This is a genomic window from Nocardioides lianchengensis (assembly GCF_900101465.1).
GTDB lineage: Bacteria > Actinomycetota > Actinomycetes > Propionibacteriales > Nocardioidaceae > Nocardioides > Nocardioides lianchengensis.
On sequence record NZ_FMZM01000007.1, the window covers coordinates 22,656 to 43,326 of the forward strand.

Here is a 20,671-nt window from a genome sequence, read left to right on the forward strand (position 1 = left end):
CGCACGTGACCGCACGGACGCCCAGCGAGACCGCCCGGGACATTCCCGAGGCCACCGTCGCGCGGCTGCCCGTCTACCTCCGGGCCCTGACGTCGCTGTCGGAGGCCGGTACGTCGACCTGCTCGAGCGAGGCGCTCGCGGCGTCGGCCGGGGTCAACAGCGCGATGCTCCGCAAGGACCTGTCCTACCTCGGCAGCTACGGCACCCGCGGGGTCGGCTACGACGTCGACTACCTGCGCTACCAGATCGCCCGCGAGATCGGCGTGACCCAGGACTGGCCGGTGGTGATCGTCGGGATCGGCAACCTCGGGCACGCGCTGGCCAACTACTCCGGGTTCCGCAGCCGCGGGTTCCGCACCGTGGCGCTGCTCGACGCCGACCCGGCGCGGACCGGTGAGACGGTCGCGGGCATCGACGTACGCCCGTTCGACGACCTGGAGGGCATCGTGGCCGAGCACGGCGTGGCGATCGGGGTCATCGCGACCCCGGCCCCGGCCGCCCAGGCCGTGGCCGACCGGATGGTCGCCGCCGGCATCAGCAGCATCCTCAACTTCGCCGCCTCCGTACTGACCGTGCCCGCGGGGGTCGACGTCCGCAAGGTCGACCTGTCCATCGAGCTGCAGATCCTCGCTTACCACGAGCAGCGCAAGGCGCAGGACCAGCAGCAGGAGGAGACCGCGTGAGCATCCTGGTCGTGGGGATCTCCCACAACTCCGCACCCGTCGCTCTCCTCGAGAGCGTCGCGCTGACCTCCGACGGCGTGCAGAAGCTGGTCACCGACGTCGCGTCGTGCACCCACGTCACCGAGGCCACGGTGATCTCCACCTGCAACCGGCTGGAGATCTACACCGAGGTCGACCGGTTCCACGGCTCCGTGGAGGAGCTGTCGCGGCTGCTGGTGGAGCGCGCCGGCCGGAGCGCGGAGACGATGCTCCCGCACCTCTACGTCCACTACGACGACGGCGCCGTCTCCCACCTCTTCCAGGTGGCCGCGGGCCTCGACTCGATGGCCGTCGGCGAGGGCCAGATCCTCGGCCAGGCCCGCGAGGCACTGCGCCTGGGCCAGGAGCTCGGGACCGTCGGCCCCGCCCTCAACGTGCTCTTCCAGCAGGCCCTGCGCGTCGGCAAGCGCTCGCGCGCCGAGACCGACATCGACCGGGTCGCGCCCTCCCTGGTGACCGCCGCCCTGGAGCGCTCCGAGCTCGCGGGCGGCGGCGTCGCCGGTCGCCGGGTGCTCGTGGTCGGGGCCGGTGCGATGGCCGGCCTGGCCACCGCGACCGTCGCGCGCCTCGGTGCCGGCGAGATCGTCGTCGCCAACCGCAGCCAGGAGCGAGCCGACCGACTCGCCCGCGAGTACGACGCCCGCCCGGCCCCGCTCGCCGACCTCGAGGCCGAGCTGGCCCACGCCGACCTGGTCGTGAGCTGCACCGGCTCGACCGGCGTGCTCGTCACCCGCGCCATGCTCGAGCGGTCCCGTCCCGACGGTCGCCCGGTCGTGCTCATCGACCTCGCCCTGCCGCACGACGTCGACCCGCGCGTGACCGAGCTGGACGGGGTGACCCTGCTCGGCCTGGCCGAGCTCGCCGACGACCTGCACGCCTCCGACGCCGGCCGCGAGGTCGTCGAGGTCCGCCGGATCGTCGGCCAGGAGGTCGCCGCGTTCCTCGCGGCCCGCCGCCAGGCCAGCGTCACCCCCACGGTCGTGGCGCTGCGCTCGATGGCCACCGCCGTCGTCGACGCCGAGATGGAGCGACTGGACGGCCGGCTGCCCGGCCTCGACGACACCACCCGCGCCGAGGTCCTGCACACCGTGCGCCGGGTCGCCGACAAGCTGCTGCACGAGCCGACGGTCCGCGTGAAGGAGCTGGCCAACGAGGCCGGCGCCGTGTCGTACGCCGCCGCGCTCGCCGAGCTCTTCGCCCTCGACCCCGAGGCGGTCGACGCGGTCACCCGTCCGGAGGGTCTGCGGTGAGCGCCGCGACCGTGCGCGTCGGCACCCGCGCCTCGCTGCTCGCCACCACCCAGGCCGGTCACGTCGCCGAGCTGATCCGCACCCGGCTGGGCCGGGAGGCCGAGCTGGTCGAGATCGCCACCGACGGCGACCGCAGCCAGGCCGCCGGCACGCCGCTGACCGCCGTGGGCGGCACCGGCGTCTTCGTCGGCGCGCTCCGCGACGCGCTGCTGCGCGGCGAGGTCGACGTCGCCGTGCACTCCCTGAAGGACCTGCCGACCTACCCCGCGGAGGGGATCGCGCTGGCCGCCGTACCCGGTCGCGAGGACCCGCGCGACGTGGTCGTCGCCCGCGACGGACTGACCCTGGGCGAGCTCCCGGTCGGGTCGCGGGTCGGCACCGGCTCCCCCCGACGGGCGGCCCAGCTGCACGCCCTCGGCCTCGGTTTGGACGTCGTCGGCGTCCGTGGCAACGTCGACACCCGGATCGGCAAGGTCCGGTCGGGTGAGTACGACGCCGTCGTGCTCGCGCGCGCCGGCCTGGCCCGGATCGGCCGGCTGGAGGAGGCGACGGAGGTGCTCGACCCGCTGCAGATGCTCCCCGCCCCCGGCCAGGGGGCGCTGGGCGTCGAGTGTCGCAGCGACGACGCGCTCGCCGCAGACCTGGCCGTCCTCGACGACCCGCACGCGCGGGCCGCGGTCGAGGCGGAGCGGGCCGTGCTGGCCACCCTCGAAGGTGGCTGCTCGGCCCCGATCGGCGTCCTCGCCGAGGTTGCCGAGGGCGATGACGGAGACGAGATCTGGGTGCGCGCCATCGCGCTCTCACCCGACGGGGCCCTCGCGGTGCGGATGTCCGCGTCGGGAGACCCCGCCGACGCCGTGGGCGTCGGCAACCGGCTGGCGGCAGAGATGCTCGCCGACGGGGCCGGACAGCTGGACACACGACAGCACGACGAGTCAGAACAGGTGCGCAACGCATGACCCGAGGCAAGACCACCACCGCCACCCCGACCCGCGGATGGGTGTCCTTCGTGGGCAGCGGACCCGGCGACCCGGAGCTGCTCACGGTCCGCGCCGTGGGCCTGATCGAGCAGGCCGACGTGATCGTCACCGAGGCGCCGGAGCACGCCGCCCTGGTGCGGCACCTGCTCGGCCTGGCCGACCCGGCCGACCTCCCCGAGGGTGAGCCGGTCCCCGGCCCCGAGCTGGTCGACGGCGGGTTCGGCGAGGACGGCCAGCCGCTGACCCACGCCGCCCGCGCGAAGGTCGTCGTCAAGCAGGCCAAGCGCGGACACCGCGTCGTGCGGCTGATGACCGGCGACCCGTTCCTCTACGCCTCGGGCCCCGAGGAGGCGCAGGCCTGCGCCAAGGCGGGCCTTGGCTTCGAGATCGTGCCCGGGGTCTCGTCGGTCAGCGCGGTCCCGGCGTACGCCGGCATCCCGCTCACCACCAAGGACCACCGCGAGGTCGCGGTCGTCACCTGTGGCGAGAAGATCGACTGGAGCCACTACGCCGACCGGCGCACCCTGGTGCTGCTCTCGGCCGTCGGCCAGATCGGCGAGGTCAGCAAGGCGCTGGTCGCGGCCGGCCGCTCGCCGCAGACCCCGGTCGCGATGACCCGGGTCGGCACCACCACCACCCAGAGCACCGTCACCTCGACGCTGGAGCACATCGCCACCGACGCCCGCGCGGCCCGGATGGCGCCCCCGGCGATCACCGTGGTCGGCGATGTCGTCGACCTGCGCGACACGCTCTCGTGGTTCGAGACCAAGCCGCTCTTCGGCTGGCGCGTCCTGGTGCCCCGCACCAAGGACCAGGCCGGCCCGCTGGTCAACCGGCTGCGCGGCTACGGCGCCGTCCCCGACGAGGTGCCGACCATCTCGGTCGAGCCGCCCCGCAACCCGCAGCAGATGGACAAGGCCGTCCGCGGCCTGGTCGAGGGCCGCTACGAGTGGATCGCCTTCACCTCCGTCAACGCGGTCCGCGCGGTCCGCGAGAAGTTCGAGGAGTACGGCCTCGACGCCCGGGCCTTCTCCGGCCTGAAGATCGCCGCCGTCGGCGACAAGACCGCCCAGTCCATCGCCGACTGGGGTCTGCGGGCCGACCTGGTCCCCTCGGGCGAGCAGTCCGCGGCCGGCCTGCTCGCCGACTGGCCCGAGTACGACGACGTCCTCGACCCGATCAACCGGGTCTTCCTGCCGCGCGCCGACATCGCCACCGAGACCCTGGTCGCCGGCCTGGTCGACCTCGGCTGGGAGTGCGACGACGTCACGGCCTACCGCACCGTGCGGGCCACCCCGCCGCCGGCGCCCACCCGCGACGCGATCAAGACCGGGAAGTTCGACGCGGTCGTCTTCACCTCGTCCTCGACGGTGCGCAACCTGGTCGGGATCGCCGGCAAGCCGCACCCGTCGACGATCATCGCGGTGATCGGTCCGGCCACGGCCAAGACCGCCGAGGAGCACGGCCTGCGGGTCGACGTCCTGGCCCCCAAGCCGGACGTCGACGAGCTGGTCGACGCGCTCGCCGACTTCGGCTCCGCTCGCCGGGCCGCGATGGTCGAGGCGGGCCAGGAGGTCACCCGGCCGTCCGAGCGCAAGCCGTCGGGCCGCCGGAAGACCACCACCGCGCGATGACCGGCCCCGTCATCCGGCCGCGGCGCCTGCGGACCACCGCGGCGCTGCGGCGGATGGTGGCCGAGACCTCGGTGGAGGCGCGGCAGCTGGTGCTGCCGCTCTTCGTCCGCGAGGGCATCGACGAGCCGGTCCCGATCTCCTCGATGCCGGGCGTCGTCCAGCACTCCCGCTCGAGCCTGCTGGCCGCCGTGGGCGAGGCAGCCGAGCTGGGCCTGGGTGGGGTGATCCTGTTCGGCGTCCCCGAGACCAAGGACGCCGTCGGGTCCGGTGCGGTCGACCCGGCGGGGATCCTCAACGTCGCGATCACCGACGTGGTCGCCGAGGTCGGCGACGCGATCACCGTGATCGGCGACCTGTGCATCGACGAGTTCACCGACCACGGCCACTGCGGGGTGCTCACCCCCGACGGTCGGGTCGACAACGACGGCACCCTCGAGGTCTACGCCGAGATGGCCCGCGCGATGGCCGCGGCCGGCGCCGACATGGTCGCGCCGAGCGGCATGATGGATGGCCAGGTCGCGGCCATCCGCGGGGCGCTGGACGGCGCCGCGCACACCGACGTCTCGATCATGGCCTACTCCACGAAGTACGCCTCCGCCTTCTACGGGCCGTTCCGCGAGGCCGTGGACTCCTCGCTGACCGGCGACCGCCGTACCTACCAGCAGGACGGCGGCAACGCGGTCGAGGGTGTCCGCGAGGCGCTGCTCGACGTCGCGCAGGGTGCCGACCTGGTCATGGTGAAGCCCGCGCTGGCCTACCTCGACGTGCTCCGCCGGGTGCGCGACGCCGTCGACGTCCCGGTCGCCGCCTACAACGTCTCCGGCGAGTACGCCATGCTGGAGGCGGCCGCGGCCCAGGGCTGGATCGACCGTGAGGCCGCGATCCTCGAGACGCTCACGTCGATCCGCCGCGCGGGTGCCGACGTGGTGCTGACCTACTGGGCGGCCGAGGCCGCCCGCCTGCTCGCCCGCTGACGCGACCCGGTCAGGGGTTCGTGTACTTGGCGATGCAGGCCTCGGTCGCCTCGGCGCCGACCACGGTGTTGAGCAGGCTGAGGATCACGTTGACCAGACCGTTGACGTCGACCTTCAGGCCGTAGTCGAGCGCGCACTGCACGATCGCCTGGGCCCGGGTGAGGGTCTCGTCGACCGGGGTGACCCCGGTGCTCGGCAGCGTCGGCACGACCACCGGCGGGAGGCTGGGGGCCTTCGTCGGCTTGCCGCCGCCCTTGCCGCCGTTGCCCTTGCCACCGCCGGACGGCGCGGTGGGCGTCGGGGTCGTGGGCGCAGCCGGCGCCGTGGCCTCGGGCTGGTTCGCGCCGGGCTTGCTCTCCTTGACCACCTTCGGGCCGGAGCTCGCGCTCGGCGGCGGGGTGTACGACGTGTCGGGCTGGATGTAGCCCGCGGCCGTGGTGCCGTTCGGGACCGAGGTGTAGGAGCCGGCCAGGTAGTTGCTCATGATCGAGAGCACGAGGTCGACGTACGAGTCGCTGTGGTTGTAGCGGTAGACCGCGGTGCGCTGACCGGCGGTCGTCGACAGGTCGTCGTCGCCGGAGCAGAGGTAGACCGCCGAGGCCAGGGCCGCGTCGTCGATGTCCTGCGGGTCGCGCCGGCCGTCGCCGTCGGCGTCCACGCCCACGACCGACCAGGTCGAGGGGATGAACTGCAGCGGGCCGACCGCGCGGTCCCACTTCGCGTCGCCGTCGAACTGACCTGCGTCGGTGTCGGCGATGGCCTGGGTCTTGTTGCTGCCGTCGAGGGCGATGCCGAAGATGCCGGGGCGGGCGACGCCCTGGTCGTCGAGGGTGTTGCCGCCGTAGCGACCGTGGTCGGACTCGACCCGGCCGATGGCCGCGACCAGCTGCCAGGTGAGGTTGCAGCTCTCGTCGGCGGCGTTGATGACGGTCTCGGCGCGCTGGTAGGCGGCCAGGGCGACCGAGGGGATGCCGGCCGTGGAGGCGGTCGAGACGGCCTGGGCCGCCCCGCCCGCACCGATGCCGGGGGCGACGCCGTCGGGGGAGGAGACGCTGGCGGGGGCCTCGATGGCCTGGGTCGGGACGCTGGTCCCGTCGGGCAGGCTGGTGGCCGGGAGCGGGTCGGGGGTCTGGGTGGCCGTGGCCGACCCCGCGCCGACGCCGGCGAGGCTGGCGGTCCAGGCGGCGGACAACAGCGCGAGCGGCACCAGGGCCGTCGCGCGCTGTGCGCGTCCGAGTCGCTTTGCCATGCGGTCTACTCCCGATCTTCGAGCGATGTGTCGTCCCCGAGCGTTCCGACGTCCGTGGGCGATCAACGAATCGTGTCACGGGCAAGTTACGCGGGGGTTCGAATCAGCCGAACAACTCGGACGAGCTTGAGTGGTCGGCGTCACGATGGTGCCCGACCAACCTGAGCGCGAAACGACCGAGTCCACTGAGTGGGCTATACCACTGTCGCGGACGGGGGCCGAGGACCCTCGCCGAGGGTCGGTTGGGCGGCTGGGCGACAATGAGGCGATGTCTGCCGCGACCCGTCCCACCCCTGCCTCCGAGGCGCTGTTCACGCGCGCCCGCGCGGTCACGCCCGGGGGCGTGAACTCCCCGGTCCGGGCCTTCAACGCGGTCGGCGGCACCCCGCGCTTCATCCGCTCCGCCGCCGGCGCCTGGCTCACCGACGTCGACGGGCACGAGTACGTCGACCTCATCTGCTCGTGGGGCCCGATGCTGCTCGGGCACGCCCACCCGGAGGTGCAGGCCGCGGTGCAGGCCGCGGTGGCCCGCGGCACGTCGTACGGCACGCCGACGGAGCCGGAGGTGGAGCTCGCCGAGGAGATCGTCGACCGCGCGCCGGTCGACCGGGTGCGCTTCGTGTCCTCCGGCACCGAGGCGACCATGTCGGCGATCCGGCTGGCCCGCGGCTTCACCGGCCGCGACGTCGTCGTGAAGTTCGCCGGCTGCTACCACGGCCACGTCGACGCCCTGCTCGCGTCGGCCGGGTCGGGCCTGGCGACGTTCGCGGTCCCGGGGACGCCGGGCGTGCCCGCGTCGTCGACCGAGCTGACCCTGGTGCTGCCCTACAACGACCGCGCCGCGGTGGAGCGGGTCTTCGCCGAGCACGGCGACCGGATCGCCTGCCTGGTCACCGAGGCCGCTCCTGGGAACATGGGCGTCGTCCCGCCGGAGCCCGGCTTCAACCGGTTCCTGGCCGAGACCTGCGCCCGCCACGGCGCGCTGTTCGTGAGCGACGAGGTGATGACCGGGTTCCGCGCGTCGCGGCAGGGGCAGTGGGGTCTCGACGGGGCGGTCGAGGGCTGGCGGCCCGACCTGGTCACCTTCGGCAAGGTGATGGGCGGCGGCTTCCCGGCCGCGGCCTTCGGCGGTCGCGCCGACGTGATGGGCCGGCTGGCGCCGGACGGGCCCGTCTACCAGGCCGGCACGCTGTCGGGGAACCCGATCGCGACCACCGCCGGGCTGACCACGCTGCGGCTCGCCACCGACGAGGTCTACGCCCACATCGGGGCGGCGGGCGAGACGATCAAGGAGGCCGCGACCGAGGCGCTGAGCGCCGCCGGCGTACCCCACGTCGTGCAGGCGAGCGGCACCATGTTCTCCGTGTTCCTCACCGACGGGCCGGTCCGCGACTTCGCGGACGCCTCGCGCACCAGCGCCCCGGCGTACGCCGCCTTCTTCCACGCGATGCTCGACGCGGGGGTCTACCTGCCGCCCTCGGCGTACGAGGCGTGGTTCCTCTCCAGCGCCCACGATGACCGCGCCGTCCAGACCGTGGTCGACGCCCTGCCCGGAGCCGCCCGCGCGGCCGCTGCCGCCCTGGAGACCGCATGAGCGCCACCCCCGACACGATCGTCCACCTGCTGCGCCACGGCGAGGTGCACAACCCGCAGGGCGTGCTCTACGGCCGGCGCGACGGCTTCCACCTGTCGGCGTTGGGCAACCGGATGGCCGAGCGGATCGCCGAGTCGATCGGCGACCGCGACATCACCCACCTGGTCGCCTCTCCGCTGGAGCGGGCCCAGGAGACCGCCCGCCCGCTGGCGGCGGCGCGGGGCCTGGAGATCGTCACCGACGAGCGGGTCATCGAGTCCACGACCGTCTTCGAGGGGCTGAGCTTCGGCGAGGGCGCGATGACGCTGGTCAAGCGGCCCAGCCTGTGGAAGCACTTGCGCAACCCGTTCACACCGTCCTGGGGCGAGTCTTACAAGGCGATCGCCGCCCGGATGATGGCGGCCGTCGAGGACGCCCGGGTCGCGGCGCAGGGCCACGAGGCCGTCCTGGTCTCCCACCAGCTGCCGATCTGGACGGCCCGGCTGCACGTCGAGAAGCGCTCCTTCCTGCACGACCCGCGCAGCCGGCAGTGCACCCTGTGCTCGCTGACGTCGTTCCACTTCGTGGGGGAGCGGCTCGCGCAGGTCTCCTACTCCGAGCCCGCCGGTGACCTGATCCCGGCCGGCGACCGCAAGGCCCCGTTCTCGGCCGGTGGCGCGCCCGAGGAGAACCGGCCCTGACATGAGGTTCTCCCGCGCCCTCTCCGGCGCCCTCCTCTCCGGTGCCCTGGTGATCACCGGCGGCTGCACGTCCGTCGGCCAGACGAACCCGAACGGCTACATCGAGGGCGACAGCCAGGTCATCCAGTTCGGCGTCGACGAGCGGAAGGACCCCATCGAGCTGTCGGCCGAGACCATCGCGGGCGACGAGCTCGACCTCGCCGACTACCGCGGCCAGATCGTCGTCGTCAACGCGTGGGGATCGTGGTGCGGCCCGTGCAACCGGGAGATGCCGCTGCTCGCCGAGGCTGCCGAGGAGCTCGGCGACCGGGCGGCCTTCCTGGGCATCAACATCCGCGACTCCAGCCGCGACGACGCGCTGGCCTTCGAGCGCTCGCACGGCGTCGAGTACCCCTCGCTGGACGGGTCGAGCGACCCGTCGGTGCTGCTCGCCTTCCGCGGCTCCTTCCGGCCGGCCGCCGTGCCCTCGACGGCCGTCCTCGACGAGGAGGGGCGGGTTGCCGCGATCGTCAGCGGCGAGGTCCCGTCCGTGCGCACCCTCGTCGGCATGGTCGAGGACGTCGAGAAGGGGAGCGGGTAGCGGCGTGGGTGACTGGTTCGGCCAGACCGCAGGCTCCGGCTCGCTGGTCCTGGCCATCCCCGTGGCGCTGCTCGCGGGCCTGGTGTCGTTCTTCTCGCCCTGCGTGATCCCGCTGCTGCCGGCGTACTTCTCCTACGCCACGGGGCTCTCCGGCGCCGACCTCGCGACGGGCAACGTCAAGCGCGGGCGGATGGTCGCGGGGTCGACGCTGTTCGTGCTCGGCTTCTCGGTCGTGTTCGTGCTGCTGGGCGTCGCGACCGGGTCGGTCGCCACCTGGCTGCTGGTCAACGAGGACACCCTCAACGTCGTCCTGGGCTGCTTCGCGATCGCCATGGGCCTGGTCTTCATCGGGCTGGTCCCGCTGCTGCAGCGCGACGTCCGGTTCCACAAGGTCCCCTCCGTCGGGCTGGCCGCCGCGCCGCTGCTGGGCTTCCTCTTCGGACTGGGCTGGCAGCCCTGCATCGGTCCGACCCTCGGCGTGATCATCACCCTCGGGTACGACGAGGGCACCGCCGGCCGGAGTGGGCTGCTGCTGGCCTGCTACTCCCTGGGGCTCGGCATCCCGTTCATCCTGGCCGGGCTGTTCTGGCAGCGCGCGCTCGGCGCCCTCGGCTTCGTGCGCCGCCACCAGCAGTGGGTCACCCGGGTCGGCGGCGTGATGCTGGTGCTGGTCGGGCTGATGCTCGTCACCGGCTGGTGGGACTACGCCGTCACCTGGCTGCAGATCCACCTGGTCAGCGACTTCGAGGTGGGCGTGTGAGCGACACCCCCGAGACCGGCCGCCGGTCCGGCGAGCTCTCGCCGCTGGAGCTGCTGCGCTGGACCTGGCGACAGCTCACCTCGATGCGGACCGCGCTGATCCTGCTGCTGCTGCTCGCGCTGGCCGCCGTACCGGGGTCGGTGATCCCGCAGCAGGGCGTCGACTCGCTGAAGACGACCCAGTGGCAGGAGGCGCACCCCGACCTGACGCCGATCTACGAGAGGCTCGGGCTGTTCAACGTCTACAGCAGCCCGTGGTTCGCCGCGATCTTCGTGCTGCTGATGGTCTCGCTGGTCGGCTGCATCATCCCGCGCACGCTGGTCTACCTGCGCGCGATCAAGGCCCCGCCGCCGCGCGCCCCGCGCAACCTCGGCCGGCTGCCCGACCACGCGTCGTACCGCACGGACGACGACGTCGAGGAGGTGCTGGCCCGCGCCCGCCAGGTGCTGAAGCGCCGGCGCTACCGGGTCCGCCCGGCGGACGCCGGGGACGCCGCGGTGAGCAGCGAGCGCGGCTACCTCCGCGAGGTCGGCAACCTGGTCTTCCACCTGTCGGTCGTGGTGGTGCTGGTGGGCTTCGCCGTCGGTGGCCTGTTCGGCTACAAGGGCGGCGTCATCCTGACCGTCGGCACGCCGTTCTCGAACACCCTGACCCAGTACGACGATTTCGTCCCCGGCCGGCTCTTCGACCCCGAGTCGATGGAGCCGTTCTGCTTCACCGTCGACGACTTCTCGGTGGAGTGGCTCGTCGACGGTCCCCGCCGCGGCATGTCCCGCGGCTTCAGCGCCGACACCCGCTACCGCGAGGACTGCACTGACCAGTCCGGCAAGGAGCGCGAGCACGACCTGCGGGTCAACCACCCGCTCGCCATCGGGGGCACCGACGTGTTCCTGATCGGGCACGGCTACGCGCCGGTGATCACCGTCCGCGACGGCGAGGGCAACATTGCCGCCACCGGCCCCAAGCCGTTCCTGCCCCAGGACCAGAGCCTCTTCTCCTTCGGGGTGGTCAAGGCCAGCGGGGCCGAGCCCGAGCAGATCGGTCTCGAGGGGGTGTTCTTCCCGACGTTCTTCCTCAACGAGGACGGCGACCCGGTCAACCTGATGGGCGAGCTGAACAACCCGCTGCTGTCGCTGAGCGTCTTCACCGGCGATCTGAACCTCGGGGAGCCCCAGTCGGTCTACGTGCTCGACAAGTCGAAGATGTCGCAGGTCGAGAACCCCGACGGGACCCCGCTGCGCCTGGACCTCCAGGAGGGCGAGACCGTCGAGCTCCCCGACGGTCTGGGGTCGGTGACCTTCGAGGGGATCGAGCAGTGGAACCGGCTGCAGATCAGCAAGACCCCCGGCAAGCTGGTGACCCTGGCGGGCGTCGTGCTCGCGCTGGCGGGGCTGCTGGGCTCGCTGTTCGTCCGTCCGCGCCGCGTCTGGGTTCGCGCCCGGGTGGTCGACGGGGAGACACTGGTCGAGGTCGCCGCCCTCGACCGCTCCGGTGGGGGAGACGTGCGGCCCGAGATCGACGAGGTCGTGGCCGCGTTGCGCGGCGCTGACGTCGTACCGACTGGCGAGGAGAAGTCGTGACCAACGCATCGTGGGAGACCCTGAGCAACCAGGCCGTCGCGTTCTGCGGGGTGATCTACTTCCTCGCGCTGCTGAGCCACCTGGTCGAGTGGTCGGCGCTGCGCCGACTGCCGGTCTCGGCCGGCTCGGTCACCCTCCCGGCCCGTCGTACGGGCTCGGGCTCGATCGCCGTCGCCGAGGGCGGGTCCGACGACGCGGAGGTGGACGAGGACGTCGAGCGCCGGACGAACCTGTTCGGTCGGCTCGGCCTGCTGCTGACGGTCCTCGCGCTCGCGGTGCACTTCGTCGCCCTGCTCGGCCGGGGCATGGCCGCGGACCCGAACCGGGTGCCGTGGGGCAACATGTACGAGTTCACGCTCGCCGGCACCTTCTTCGTGACCCTCAGCTACCTGGCGCTCTACAAGCGGTTCTCGCTGGCCTGGATGGCCCCGATCGTCACCGGCGTCGTCCTGGTGCTGCTGATGGTCGACGTGATCGTCCTGCACGAGGAGGTCGCGCCGCTCACCGAGGCCCTGGACTCGCCCTGGCTGGTCATCCACGTCGTCTCGGCCGTGATCGCGACCGGCGCCTTCACCGTCGGCGGCATCGTGTCGGTGCTCTTCCTGGTCCAGGAGCGGGCCGAGCGACGCGGTCGCACCGGCGGTGGCTACCTCGGCCGGGTGCCCGACACCGCGACGCTCGACCGGGTCGCCTACCGGATCAACGCGTTCGCGTTCCCCGTCTGGACCTTCGCCGTCCTGATCACCGGCCCGATCTGGGCCTTCCACGCCTGGGGCTCCTACTGGAACTGGGACCCCAAGGAGGTCTGGGCGTTCATCACCTGGGTGCTGTACGCCGGCTACCTGCACGCCCGGGCCACCGCCGGATGGAAGGGCCGCAACGCCGCGATCCTGGCCCTCTGCGGGATGGCGACGCTGTGGTTCAGCTTCATCGGCGTCAACTTCTTCATCTCCAGCATCCACTCCTACGCCTAGGTCGCCCGGCTAGGTCGCGGCCAGGCTCTCGAGGAGGGCGCGGTACGTCGCGTCCGGGTCGCCGTCCGGGCTCGTGACCACCACCGCGTCCGGGCGCTCGGCGACCAGTTGGACCAGTCGCGCGTGGTAGTCCAGCAGCACCTGGTCCCCGCCCTGCTCGGCCACGATCTCGCGGACCCGGTCGTGCCACGGGTCGGCGGCCTCGTCGCCGACGCCGCGCCGGTGGAACCGGGAGACGGCCGCGGCCGGGGTGTCGAGCAGGACCCGTTCGACGTACGCCGCGCCGGCGTGGGTCGCGGCCGCCTCGAACCGCTGCAGCTCCGGCTGGCGGACGAGCATCTGGGGGAGCACGACGTCGCGGCCCTCGCGCAGGTGCGTCTCGATCATCGCCAGCGCGAGCGGCCGGATCACGGCACCGGCGGTGGCGAAGTCGTCCCGCCAGCCGCCGACCAGCGTGCGCAGGACGTCGATGTCGCAGCACAGGACGCCGGGGTGCTCGTCGGCGTACCGGCGCGCGATCGTGGACTTGCCGATCCCCGGCGGTCCGTTGAGGTGGATCAGGCGGCTCATGCGTCCGCCACTCAGGCGGAGTCGGGGTCCTCGGGATCCTCGGGGAGTCGGCGCTTGCGGTCGAGGTCGCGCAGGAAGTCCTCGTCGTCGTCGGGAGCGACGATGCGGGGCTGGGGGCGGGGACCGGGGCGCTTCGTGCCGCCCGGGGTCGGCGGCAGGATGCCGCGGCGCTGGATGACGCGAACGACGAGGTACGTCGCCAGCGCGAAGAGCGCAACCACGAACAGGAACTTCAGCACACCTCCAATGTAGGCCCCGACTGGTGACGATCTACCCTGGAGGGGTGAAGGAGTTCTGGGTCTACACCGGTCTGCGGCTCGCGCTGTTCGTCGCCTCGCTCGCGGTGGTGTTCTCCGCTTGGCTCCTGATCGCCGGCGAGGCCAACATCCTGGTCTGCGTCGTGATCGCCTTCGTGGTCAGCGGCATCGGCTCGTACTTCCTCCTCGAACGTCAGCGCCTCGCCCTCGCCCAGCACGTCGAGGCCCGGGCCACCCGCGCCACCGCGCGGTTCGAGGAGATGAAGACCAAGGAGGACGTCGACTAGCTCGACGACCCGGCCGCCCGCCGTCGCCCCTCAGAGCCCACGCGCGGCGTTGCGCCACTCAGCGCCGTCCCACGTCGGCACCGCGCCACCCACCGGCTCCAGCTCCAGCCGCGGATCGCCGGACTGGGCCAGCACGATCAAGCGATTGCCCACGAGCACCGCGGTGCGCGCAGCCCCGGCCAGGACGTCGAGCAGCGACTGCGCGGTGGGCCGATCGACCTCGACGAACTGGTCGAAGCCGACGAGCGCCAGCACCAGTCCGGTTGCTCCGGTCGGCCAGCCGTACTCCCCGTGGGCGACGTCGTCCAGGCAGTCGTCGAGTGCGTCGAGGTTGTGCCCGTAGGAGGCCGGGAAGTCGAACGTCTCCGCCAGAGTGCTGTGCATCTCGGACTCCGATCCCCACCGCGCAGCCGCGAGGGTGACGCAGTGGTAGCCCTCGTCGCTCAGCCACCGCACGGTCTCGTCCAGGACCGACGTCTGCCAGAACAAGGTCACGAAGCAGTCCTGCACGAGACGGAGGTCGCGCGCGTCGGCCGGGAGAGTGCCCGGCTCCCAGGAGGCCACCGCGGCAGCGAAGCTGTCTCCGGGTGCGCCCGTGGCCCTGAGCGGGCGGGCCGTCAGGGCTGCGGGGTGGTGGTGCCGGTGTGGTCGCGTCGGAAGATCAGACCGTTGGGTGATCGCCAGATGAAGGTGGTGTCGTCGATCTTGTCGTAGCGCCATCTGGTGTGGGTCTTGGCGCGGTGATGTCGGCGGCAGAGTGGGGCGATGTTGCAGTCACACGTCGTCCCGCCGTGGGCGGCGGGGTCGCTGTGGTCGTGGTCGCAGGACCTCGCCCGCCTGCGGCACCACGGGAACACGCACGAGTGCTGGAGCAGGGCTTGGCGTTCCTTGAGCCTGTCGGGGACCTCGTAGGCATCGACGTGGACGTGACCGGCCAGGTCGATGACCGGCTTGATGACGACCTGGCTGTCTCCGTCCTGGCACCAGGACCGGACCCGTTCCACCGAGATCATCGACCGGGTGTTCTCGACGCGGGCGATGGCGGCGTCGGCGAGGTGCACGTGGACCACGACCTGACGGGGGCGCTTGCGGTCCGGGTCGGGTTCGGCGTTCAGGTCCAGGGTGAGCTGGCGTCGGGCCAGGTCACCCACGGCGATGGAACGTCGTACGTCGAGTGACAGCCCGTCGGCGATCGTGCCGAGGTGGGTCGCACCCCGAGCGACCGCGTCTTCCAGGTCCAGTGCATCGACCAGATCCAACGTGCCGCGGACCTCGACGTGACCGTCGTAGGAGACCTGCTGGACTTCGATGTCGAAGTGCCGCACCTCGGCCGCATCCCGTGCCCGTTGGGCGGCGGTCTCGGGGTCGAAACGGACACGGGCTTCTTCGATGGTGCGGTCGAGCTGGGCGATGGAGATCTTGTGTGCGGTTGCGGCGACGTGGGTGTCGACGAACTCGGCGCCGTCCTCAGGCAGGTCGATGGTCTCGGCGGCGATCCGGCGGGCCTTCCAGACCGGGAGGTCCAACGACTGGACGCGTTCGTAGATGCGTGGGAGGCGGTGGGCGAGTTCGACGGCGTGGCCGAGGTAGATCCGCCCGGAGTCGGAGGACAGGCCCAGTGCGGCGGAGAACTCCAGGACTGAGAACTCGGCGATCAACGGTGCGCCGGGGCCGGCGATAGCCATCTCGTCCTCAAAGCCCGGGATCCACACCGCTGCCGCATCGTGCAGGCAGTCGGTGGAGTGCATGCCGGCCCAGGTGACGGCGGCGGCGAGCTGGTCGGCCTCAGCCTGCAACTGGATAGATCGTCGGGCGCGCACGAAGGCGAGCACCGCAGTGGCGGTGTCGCAATCGTCGAGGTCCCGAGTGGCCATACCCATATGATACTCGAACGCATTATCGAATGCGAGGGTTGTCAACAGCCTTGTTCGAACGGTCGACCCGAGGAGACCGAGAGCCAGAAGCAGCCTCGTGATGGCCCTTGATCACAGTGGACGTTGAGCCCCGTTGTCTCTGTAAGTGTCTTTCAACCGGCCTGGTGCCAAGCGCAGACGGCGCGGCAGAGGCCGACTCGAATAAGGTCAGCGGCAGGGCTGCGGGGGTCTCGACGGGCGCTCAGGACTTCGTCCTTCACTGCTCGACCACCGGCGGCGGCAGGGTCGATCCCGCGCGAGGTCGCTTGTTTAGTTGCGGGGGTCTCGACGGGCGTTCAGGACTTCGTCCTTCACTGCTCGACCACCGGAGGCGGCAGGGTCGATCCCGCGCGAGGTTGCTTGCTGGCTGCGGGGGTCTCGACGGGCGTTCAGGACTTCGTCCTTCACTGCTCGACCACCGGAGAGGGTCAGGCGCAGGTGATGAGGGCGGCGGTGGTGAGGGCGGCCCAGGCGAGCTCGGCGGTGCCGGTGGACTGCAGGACGGGGATGAGGCCGGGGCCGGTGGCGCCGCCGAGGACCAGGCGGAGGCCGGGGCCGGCGAGGACGAGGAAGAGCAGGCCGACGAGGACGCACCAGGAGGTCGTGGCGGCGAGGGCGACGACGGCGAGGGCGGCGACGAGCACGAGGGCGGCGTAGAGGAGGCGGGTGGCGCGGTCGCCGAGGACGACGGCGAGGGTGCGCTTGCCGGCGATCGTGTCGGTGGGGATGTCGCGCAGGTTGTTGACGACCAGGATCGCGCAGGCGAGCGCGCCGATGCCGACGGCGGCGTACAGGGCGGCGAGCTCCCAGGTCTCGGTCTGGACGTACGTCGTACCGATGACGGCGACCAGCCCGAAGAAGACGAAGACCATCACCTCGCCGAGGCCGAGGTAGCCGTAGGGCTTCGAGCCGCCGGTGTAGTACCAGGCGGCGAGCACCGAGACGGCACCGACGGCGAGCAGCCACCACGCGGCGGAGGCGGCCAGGACCAGGCCGGCGACGCCGGCGACGCCGAAGGCCAGGAAGGCGGCCCGCTTCACCGCTGACGGGGAGGCCGCGCCGGACCCGACGAGGCGCATCGGGCCGACCCGGTCGTCGTCGGTGCCGCGGATGCCGTCGGAGTAGTCGTTGGCGTAGTTGACGCCGACCTGGAGGGCCAGGCTGACCACCAGGGCGAGCAGCGCCTTCCAGAGCACCAGCCCGTCGACGTACGACGCGACGCCGGTGCCGGCCAGCACCGGCGAGACCGCAGCCGGGAGCGTGCGGGGCCGGGCACCGGCCAGCCAGTCACCAGGAGTCGCCACGAGGGGTGATTGTGGCAGTCGTCCCGGAGCGGTCGGGTCAGAGGGGCCGGGCCACGGCCCCGGGGACGTCGCCGCCGGGCTCGCCGGGCTGGGTGGCCGAGGGCGGCCCGAGGGGCGGGGGCTCCTCCTCGGCGCTCGCCTCCGAGGCCGAGGCCTCGGCGAGGACGTCGGCGGGGACGTGCTGTTCCAGGAAGCGCCGGGCCATGGCGGTCGCGGGGTGCAGACCGGCCGCGGCGACGGTGATGATGCCGGCGATGACCAGCCAGCCGGTCGCCCCCCAGTTCATCGCGAGGAACGTGTAGACCGCTGGCGCCCAGACCCGGCCGAGGGTGCTGCTCAGCTCGGCGCTGCCCTGGTACTCGCCGCGGCGGCGGGGGTCCATCAGCTCGGCCTCGAAGGTCCAGCTGGCCGCCGAGAGGAACAGCTCGGCGCCGGTGAGCGTGACGTGGCCCAGGAAGAACAGGGCGATGGTGAGCCAGCCGACGCTCTGGTGCGTCGAGAGGGTGATGACGCAGGAGACGACGAAGAAGACCGTCGAGACCCGGATGGCGCGCAGGGCCGTCGTACGGTCCCGGACGCCGCGGGCGGCGGCCAGCGGCAGGAAGATGCACATCACGGTGTTGGTGCCGAAGAGCAGCGCGAGCACCGACCACGGGGCGTCGGTCTTCTCGACCAGCCACAGCGGGATGACCATGTGCAGCAGCACCTGGTTGGTCCAGAGCACGCCGGAGAAGAACGACGAGAGCAGCCACCCCGGGTTGCGCATCGGCCCGGGTCCGGGGACCTTGGCCGCCCGCTCCTCGGCGGTCTTCAGGTCGTGCGGGGCCTTGGGCAGGCGGGTGATGAAGAAGGCGTTGACCAGGAAGACCGCGGCGGTGAACAGGGGCACCAGCTCGAGGAGCGTGATCGACTCGAAGGCCAGGGCGATGCCGCCGACCAGGGAGCCGAGGGTGAAGCCGACGTTGAGCGCCGAGTACATGTAGGCGCGCGAGGTGACCCGCTCGCGCGGGGGCAGGACGTCGATCGTGTAGGCGCCGTGGGCAGTGCTGCCGAGGGCGCCCACCACCTCCATCACCACGGCCATGACGAGGTAGCCGGTGAAGCTGTCGATGAACGGCCACACGGCGAACATCGCCGACTGGCCGAGCGAGCTGATCGCCCACGCGCGCTTGGGTCCGATCCGGTCGACGAGGCGGCCCATCGGGTAGGCGGCGATGAAGGCGGCGACGCCGGCCAGGGTCAGCCCGAGGCCGACCTGGGCGGCACTCAGGCCCACGACCTGAGTGAAGAAGACGGCGGAGCCGGTCAGGAAGGTGCCTTCTCCGACGGCGAAGAGCACCGACTGCAGGGACAGGCGCCCCGCGAGGGGAGACGGCGGAGCGAAGCGCCCGAGAAGGGTTGGCACGGCCGCATCTCATCACGAGGACTAGGTTTCGGCCTATGGGGATTGCGGTGGCCGACTGGCTGGCCGCGGCCGACGAGCCGCGGCCGTGGGTCGTGGAGACCTCCGGGTCGACCGGCCGGCCCAAGCGGGTGCTGCTGCCGCGTCGGTCCTTGCTCGCCTCTGTCGAGGCCTCCGCCCGCCGCCTCGGCGCCGCGGGGCAGTGGCTGCTCGCCCTCCCCGAGGAGTACGTCGCCGGACTGCAGGTCGTCTGCCGCTCGCTGGTGGCCGGCCGGCCGCCGGTCCGCCTCGACGACCACCCCTCCTTCGCGGCGGCCGCGGCGGCGATGGCCGGCGAGCACCGGTTCGTGTCCCTGGTCCCGACGCAGCTGCACCGGCTGCTGGAGACCGACGCCGAGGTGCTGGCCGGGTTCCACACCGTGCTGCTCGGCGGCGGGCCGATCGACCCGGCGCTGCGGGACCGGGCGGCCGCGGCCGGCGTACGGGTGGTGGCGACGTACGGGTCGGCGGAGACCGCCGGCGGCTGCGTGTACGACGGGCTGCCGCTGGACGGCGTCGGGCTCGCGATCGGCACCGGCGGCCGGGTGCGGATCAGCGGGCCCACCCTCTTCGCGGGGTACGACGGAGACCCGGAGCTGACCGCGGAGGTGCTGGTCGACGGCTGGTTCCTCACCTCGGACGCCGGCCGGCTCGACGAGGACGGTCGCCTGCAGGTGCTCGGCCGGCTGGACGACGTGGTGGTGACCGGCGGGGTCAACGTGCCCGCTCCGGCCGTCGCGGCGCGGCTGCGGGAGCATCCGGGTGTCGAGCAGGCCGAGGTGCTCGGCGTCCCCGACGAGGAGTGGGGCAACCGGCTGGTCGCGTTCGTCGTGGGCGACGTCGACCTCGAGGCCGCTCGCGACTGGGTGGCCGCCGCTCGACCCCGCTCCTGGGCGCCGCGCCAGCTGGTGGCACTCACCGAGATCCCGCTGCTGCCCAACGGCAAGCCCGACCGGCTGCGGTTGAAGGAGCTCGCGTGAGAGTCGTCGCGATCCCGATGCGCACCCGCTTCCGCGGCATCACCGTCCGCGAGGCGGTGCTGCTCGAGGGCCCGGCGGGGTGGGGCGAGTGGAGCCCCTTCCTGGAGTACGACGACGAGGTCGCCGCCCCCTGGCTGCGCTGCGCCGAGGAGGCCGCCGCGGGCGACTGGCCGGCGCCGCTGCGCACCCGGGTGCCCGTCAACGTGACCGTGCCCGCGGTCGGGCCCGAGCAGGCGCACGCGATCGTGAAGCGCGGCTGGTGCGGCACCGCCAAGGTGAAGGTGGCCGAGCCCGGCCAGACCCTCGCCGACGACCTGGCCCGGGTCGAGGCGGTCCGCGACGCCCTCGGGACGACGGGACACGTGCGGGTCGACGCCAACGGTGCCTGGGACGTCGACACCGCGGTCGCGTCGATCGCGGCGCTCGACCGCGCCGCGGGCGGTCTGGAGTACGTCGAGCAGCCGGTGGCGAGCGTCGAGGACCTCGCCGTCGTACGGCGCCGGGTGCAGGTGAAGATCGCGGCCGACGAGTCGATCCGCCGGGCGGCCGACCCCTACCGGGTCCGAGACCTGGAGGCGGCCGACATCGCCGTGCTGAAGGTGCAGCCGCTGGGCGGGGTGCGCGCGTGCCTGCGCATCGCCGAGGACATCGGGCTGCCCGTCGTCGTGTCGTCCGCGCTCGAGACCAGCGTCGGGATCGCCGCCGGGGTCGCGCTGGCCGCCGCGCTGCCGGAGCTGCCCTACGCCTGCGGGCTCGCGACCGTCCAGCTGCTCACCGACGACGTGACCGGCCGCTCACTGCTCCCCGTCGAGGGCGCGCTGCCGGTGGAGGTCCCGCGGGTGGACGAGGCCGCGCTCGACCGGCTGGCCGCGAGCCCCGATCGGGTCGCCCACTGGGAGGCCCGCCTGGCTGCCGTCCGGGCGGTCGGGCAGGATCGGTGAC

At 72.6% G+C, this 20,671-nt stretch carries 21 protein-coding genes; 14 read left to right on the plus strand and 7 right to left on the minus strand.

What is annotated here, in order from left to right; translation table 11 throughout:
• Positions 1-5: 5 nt before the first annotated feature.
• Genes BLT76_RS13435 through hemB form a run of 5 tightly spaced genes read left to right on the plus strand, consistent with a single transcriptional unit; the run spans position 6 to position 5,560 of the window.
• Positions 6-683: a redox-sensing transcriptional repressor Rex gene (locus BLT76_RS13435; RefSeq protein ID WP_211752949.1), complete on the plus strand. Its 678-nt coding sequence runs from the start codon at positions 6-8 to the stop codon at positions 681-683.
• Positions 680-1,972, plus strand: a complete 1,293-nt coding sequence (locus tag BLT76_RS13440) for a glutamyl-tRNA reductase (protein ID WP_090856742.1) — start codon at positions 680-682, stop codon at positions 1,970-1,972. The genes BLT76_RS13435 and BLT76_RS13440 overlap by 4 nt, the downstream gene beginning before the upstream one ends.
• Positions 1,969-2,931 (plus strand): hydroxymethylbilane synthase, encoded by a 963-nt coding sequence (gene hemC / locus BLT76_RS13445; RefSeq protein WP_244509400.1) that lies wholly within the window; start codon positions 1,969-1,971, stop codon positions 2,929-2,931. The genes BLT76_RS13440 and hemC overlap by 4 nt, the downstream gene beginning before the upstream one ends.
• The gene (locus BLT76_RS13450; protein WP_090856745.1) at positions 2,928-4,586 is read left to right on the plus strand and encodes a bifunctional uroporphyrinogen-III C-methyltransferase/uroporphyrinogen-III synthase; all 1,659 of its coding nucleotides are present in this window, start codon (positions 2,928-2,930) and stop codon (positions 4,584-4,586) included. Before hemC ends, BLT76_RS13450 begins: the two co-directional genes overlap by 4 nt.
• Complete coding sequence (gene hemB, locus BLT76_RS13455; RefSeq protein WP_090856748.1) at positions 4,583-5,560, plus strand: porphobilinogen synthase; 978 nt, start codon at positions 4,583-4,585, stop codon at positions 5,558-5,560. Before BLT76_RS13450 ends, hemB begins: the two co-directional genes overlap by 4 nt.
• 10 nt (positions 5,561-5,570) lie before the next feature.
• On the opposite strand, the gene BLT76_RS26595 is transcribed toward hemB, so the two are convergent.
• The gene (locus BLT76_RS26595; RefSeq protein ID WP_090856750.1) at positions 5,571-6,809 is read right to left on the minus strand and encodes a lytic transglycosylase domain-containing protein; all 1,239 of its coding nucleotides are present in this window, start codon (positions 6,807-6,809) and stop codon (positions 5,571-5,573) included.
• Positions 6,810-7,077: 268 nt separating this feature from the next.
• On the opposite strand from BLT76_RS26595, the gene hemL reads away from it, so the two are divergent.
• From hemL to ccsB, 6 genes are read left to right on the plus strand one after another with little or no spacing between them, the layout of a single operon-like run.
• The gene (gene hemL, locus BLT76_RS13465) at positions 7,078-8,403 is read left to right on the plus strand and encodes a glutamate-1-semialdehyde 2,1-aminomutase (RefSeq protein WP_090856752.1); all 1,326 of its coding nucleotides are present in this window, start codon (positions 7,078-7,080) and stop codon (positions 8,401-8,403) included.
• The gene (locus BLT76_RS13470; RefSeq protein WP_090856755.1) at positions 8,400-9,083 is read left to right on the plus strand and encodes a histidine phosphatase family protein; all 684 of its coding nucleotides are present in this window, start codon (positions 8,400-8,402) and stop codon (positions 9,081-9,083) included. Before hemL ends, BLT76_RS13470 begins: the two co-directional genes overlap by 4 nt.
• Before the next feature lies 1 nt (position 9,084).
• Complete coding sequence (locus tag BLT76_RS13475; protein WP_090856758.1) at positions 9,085-9,663, plus strand: TlpA disulfide reductase family protein; 579 nt, start codon at positions 9,085-9,087, stop codon at positions 9,661-9,663.
• A gap of 4 nt (positions 9,664-9,667) precedes the next feature.
• On the plus strand, positions 9,668-10,423 hold the full coding sequence (locus tag BLT76_RS13480) for a cytochrome c biogenesis CcdA family protein (RefSeq protein WP_090856761.1): 756 nt from the start codon (positions 9,668-9,670) through the stop codon (positions 10,421-10,423).
• The gene (resB, locus tag BLT76_RS13485) at positions 10,420-12,003 is read left to right on the plus strand and encodes a cytochrome c biogenesis protein ResB (protein ID WP_244509401.1); all 1,584 of its coding nucleotides are present in this window, start codon (positions 10,420-10,422) and stop codon (positions 12,001-12,003) included. Before BLT76_RS13480 ends, resB begins: the two co-directional genes overlap by 4 nt.
• Complete coding sequence (gene ccsB / locus BLT76_RS13490; RefSeq protein WP_090856763.1) at positions 12,000-12,977, plus strand: c-type cytochrome biogenesis protein CcsB; 978 nt, start codon at positions 12,000-12,002, stop codon at positions 12,975-12,977. Before resB ends, ccsB begins: the two co-directional genes overlap by 4 nt.
• A gap of 9 nt (positions 12,978-12,986) precedes the next feature.
• Here the strand turns inward: ccsB and BLT76_RS13495 are convergent, their stop codons facing one another.
• On the minus strand, positions 12,987-13,547 hold the full coding sequence (locus tag BLT76_RS13495) for an AAA family ATPase (RefSeq protein WP_090856766.1): 561 nt from the start codon (positions 13,545-13,547) through the stop codon (positions 12,987-12,989).
• 11 nt (positions 13,548-13,558) lie between these two features.
• Positions 13,559-13,786: a hypothetical protein gene (locus BLT76_RS13500; protein WP_090856769.1), complete on the minus strand. Its 228-nt coding sequence runs from the start codon at positions 13,784-13,786 to the stop codon at positions 13,559-13,561.
• 44 nt (positions 13,787-13,830) lie between these two features.
• Between BLT76_RS13500 and BLT76_RS13505 the strand changes: the two genes are divergently transcribed.
• Positions 13,831-14,091, plus strand: coding sequence for a DUF4229 domain-containing protein (locus BLT76_RS13505; RefSeq protein WP_090856772.1), 261 nt, complete (start codon positions 13,831-13,833; stop codon positions 14,089-14,091).
• Positions 14,092-14,121: 30 nt separating this feature from the next.
• Here the strand turns inward: BLT76_RS13505 and BLT76_RS13510 are convergent, their stop codons facing one another.
• From BLT76_RS13510 to BLT76_RS13525, 4 genes are all read right to left on the minus strand, one after another.
• Positions 14,122-14,655, minus strand: coding sequence for a barstar family protein (locus BLT76_RS13510; RefSeq protein ID WP_170867052.1), 534 nt, complete (start codon positions 14,653-14,655; stop codon positions 14,122-14,124).
• A gap of 53 nt (positions 14,656-14,708) precedes the next feature.
• Positions 14,709-15,965, minus strand: coding sequence for an HNH endonuclease signature motif containing protein (locus BLT76_RS13515; RefSeq protein WP_139175528.1), 1,257 nt, complete (start codon positions 15,963-15,965; stop codon positions 14,709-14,711).
• 467 nt (positions 15,966-16,432) lie between these two features.
• A complete protein-coding gene (locus BLT76_RS13520) occupies positions 16,433-17,308 on the minus strand; it encodes a 1,4-dihydroxy-2-naphthoate polyprenyltransferase (RefSeq protein WP_090856780.1) in 876 nt (291 codons plus the stop codon).
• A gap of 37 nt (positions 17,309-17,345) precedes the next feature.
• A complete protein-coding gene (locus tag BLT76_RS13525; protein ID WP_090856783.1) occupies positions 17,346-18,713 on the minus strand; it encodes an MFS transporter in 1,368 nt (455 codons plus the stop codon).
• Positions 18,714-18,748: 35 nt separating this feature from the next.
• Here BLT76_RS13525 and BLT76_RS13530 point away from each other — a divergent pair, with 35 nt between their 5' ends.
• Both BLT76_RS13530 and BLT76_RS13535 read left to right on the plus strand, forming a co-directional pair.
• Positions 18,749-19,729, plus strand: coding sequence for an AMP-binding protein (locus BLT76_RS13530; RefSeq protein WP_090856786.1), 981 nt, complete (start codon positions 18,749-18,751; stop codon positions 19,727-19,729).
• Positions 19,726-20,670, plus strand: coding sequence for an o-succinylbenzoate synthase (locus BLT76_RS13535; RefSeq protein ID WP_090856790.1), 945 nt, complete (start codon positions 19,726-19,728; stop codon positions 20,668-20,670). Before BLT76_RS13530 ends, BLT76_RS13535 begins: the two co-directional genes overlap by 4 nt.
• The last annotated feature ends 1 nt before the right edge of the window (position 20,671 follow it).

Excerpts from the sequence above, each read along its gene's own strand:
- BLT76_RS26595 (WP_090856750.1), bottom strand. The coding sequence starts at position 6,809 with ATGGCAAAGCGACTCGGACGCGCACAGCGCGCGACGGCCCTGGTGCCG.
- BLT76_RS13470 (WP_090856755.1), top strand. The coding sequence starts at position 8,400 with ATGAGCGCCACCCCCGACACGATCGTCCACCTGCTGCGCCACGGCGAG.
- hemL (WP_090856752.1), top strand. The coding sequence starts at position 7,078 with ATGTCTGCCGCGACCCGTCCCACCCCTGCCTCCGAGGCGCTGTTCACG.
- BLT76_RS13450 (WP_090856745.1), top strand. The coding sequence starts at position 2,928 with ATGACCCGAGGCAAGACCACCACCGCCACCCCGACCCGCGGATGGGTG.
- hemB (WP_090856748.1), top strand. The coding sequence starts at position 4,583 with ATGACCGGCCCCGTCATCCGGCCGCGGCGCCTGCGGACCACCGCGGCG.
- BLT76_RS13530 (WP_090856786.1), top strand. The coding sequence starts at position 18,749 with ATGGGGATTGCGGTGGCCGACTGGCTGGCCGCGGCCGACGAGCCGCGG.
- BLT76_RS13475 (WP_090856758.1), top strand. The coding sequence starts at position 9,085 with ATGAGGTTCTCCCGCGCCCTCTCCGGCGCCCTCCTCTCCGGTGCCCTG.
- BLT76_RS13515 (WP_139175528.1), bottom strand. The coding sequence starts at position 15,965 with ATGGCCACTCGGGACCTCGACGATTGCGACACCGCCACTGCGGTGCTC.
- BLT76_RS13495 (WP_090856766.1), bottom strand. The coding sequence starts at position 13,547 with ATGAGCCGCCTGATCCACCTCAACGGACCGCCGGGGATCGGCAAGTCC.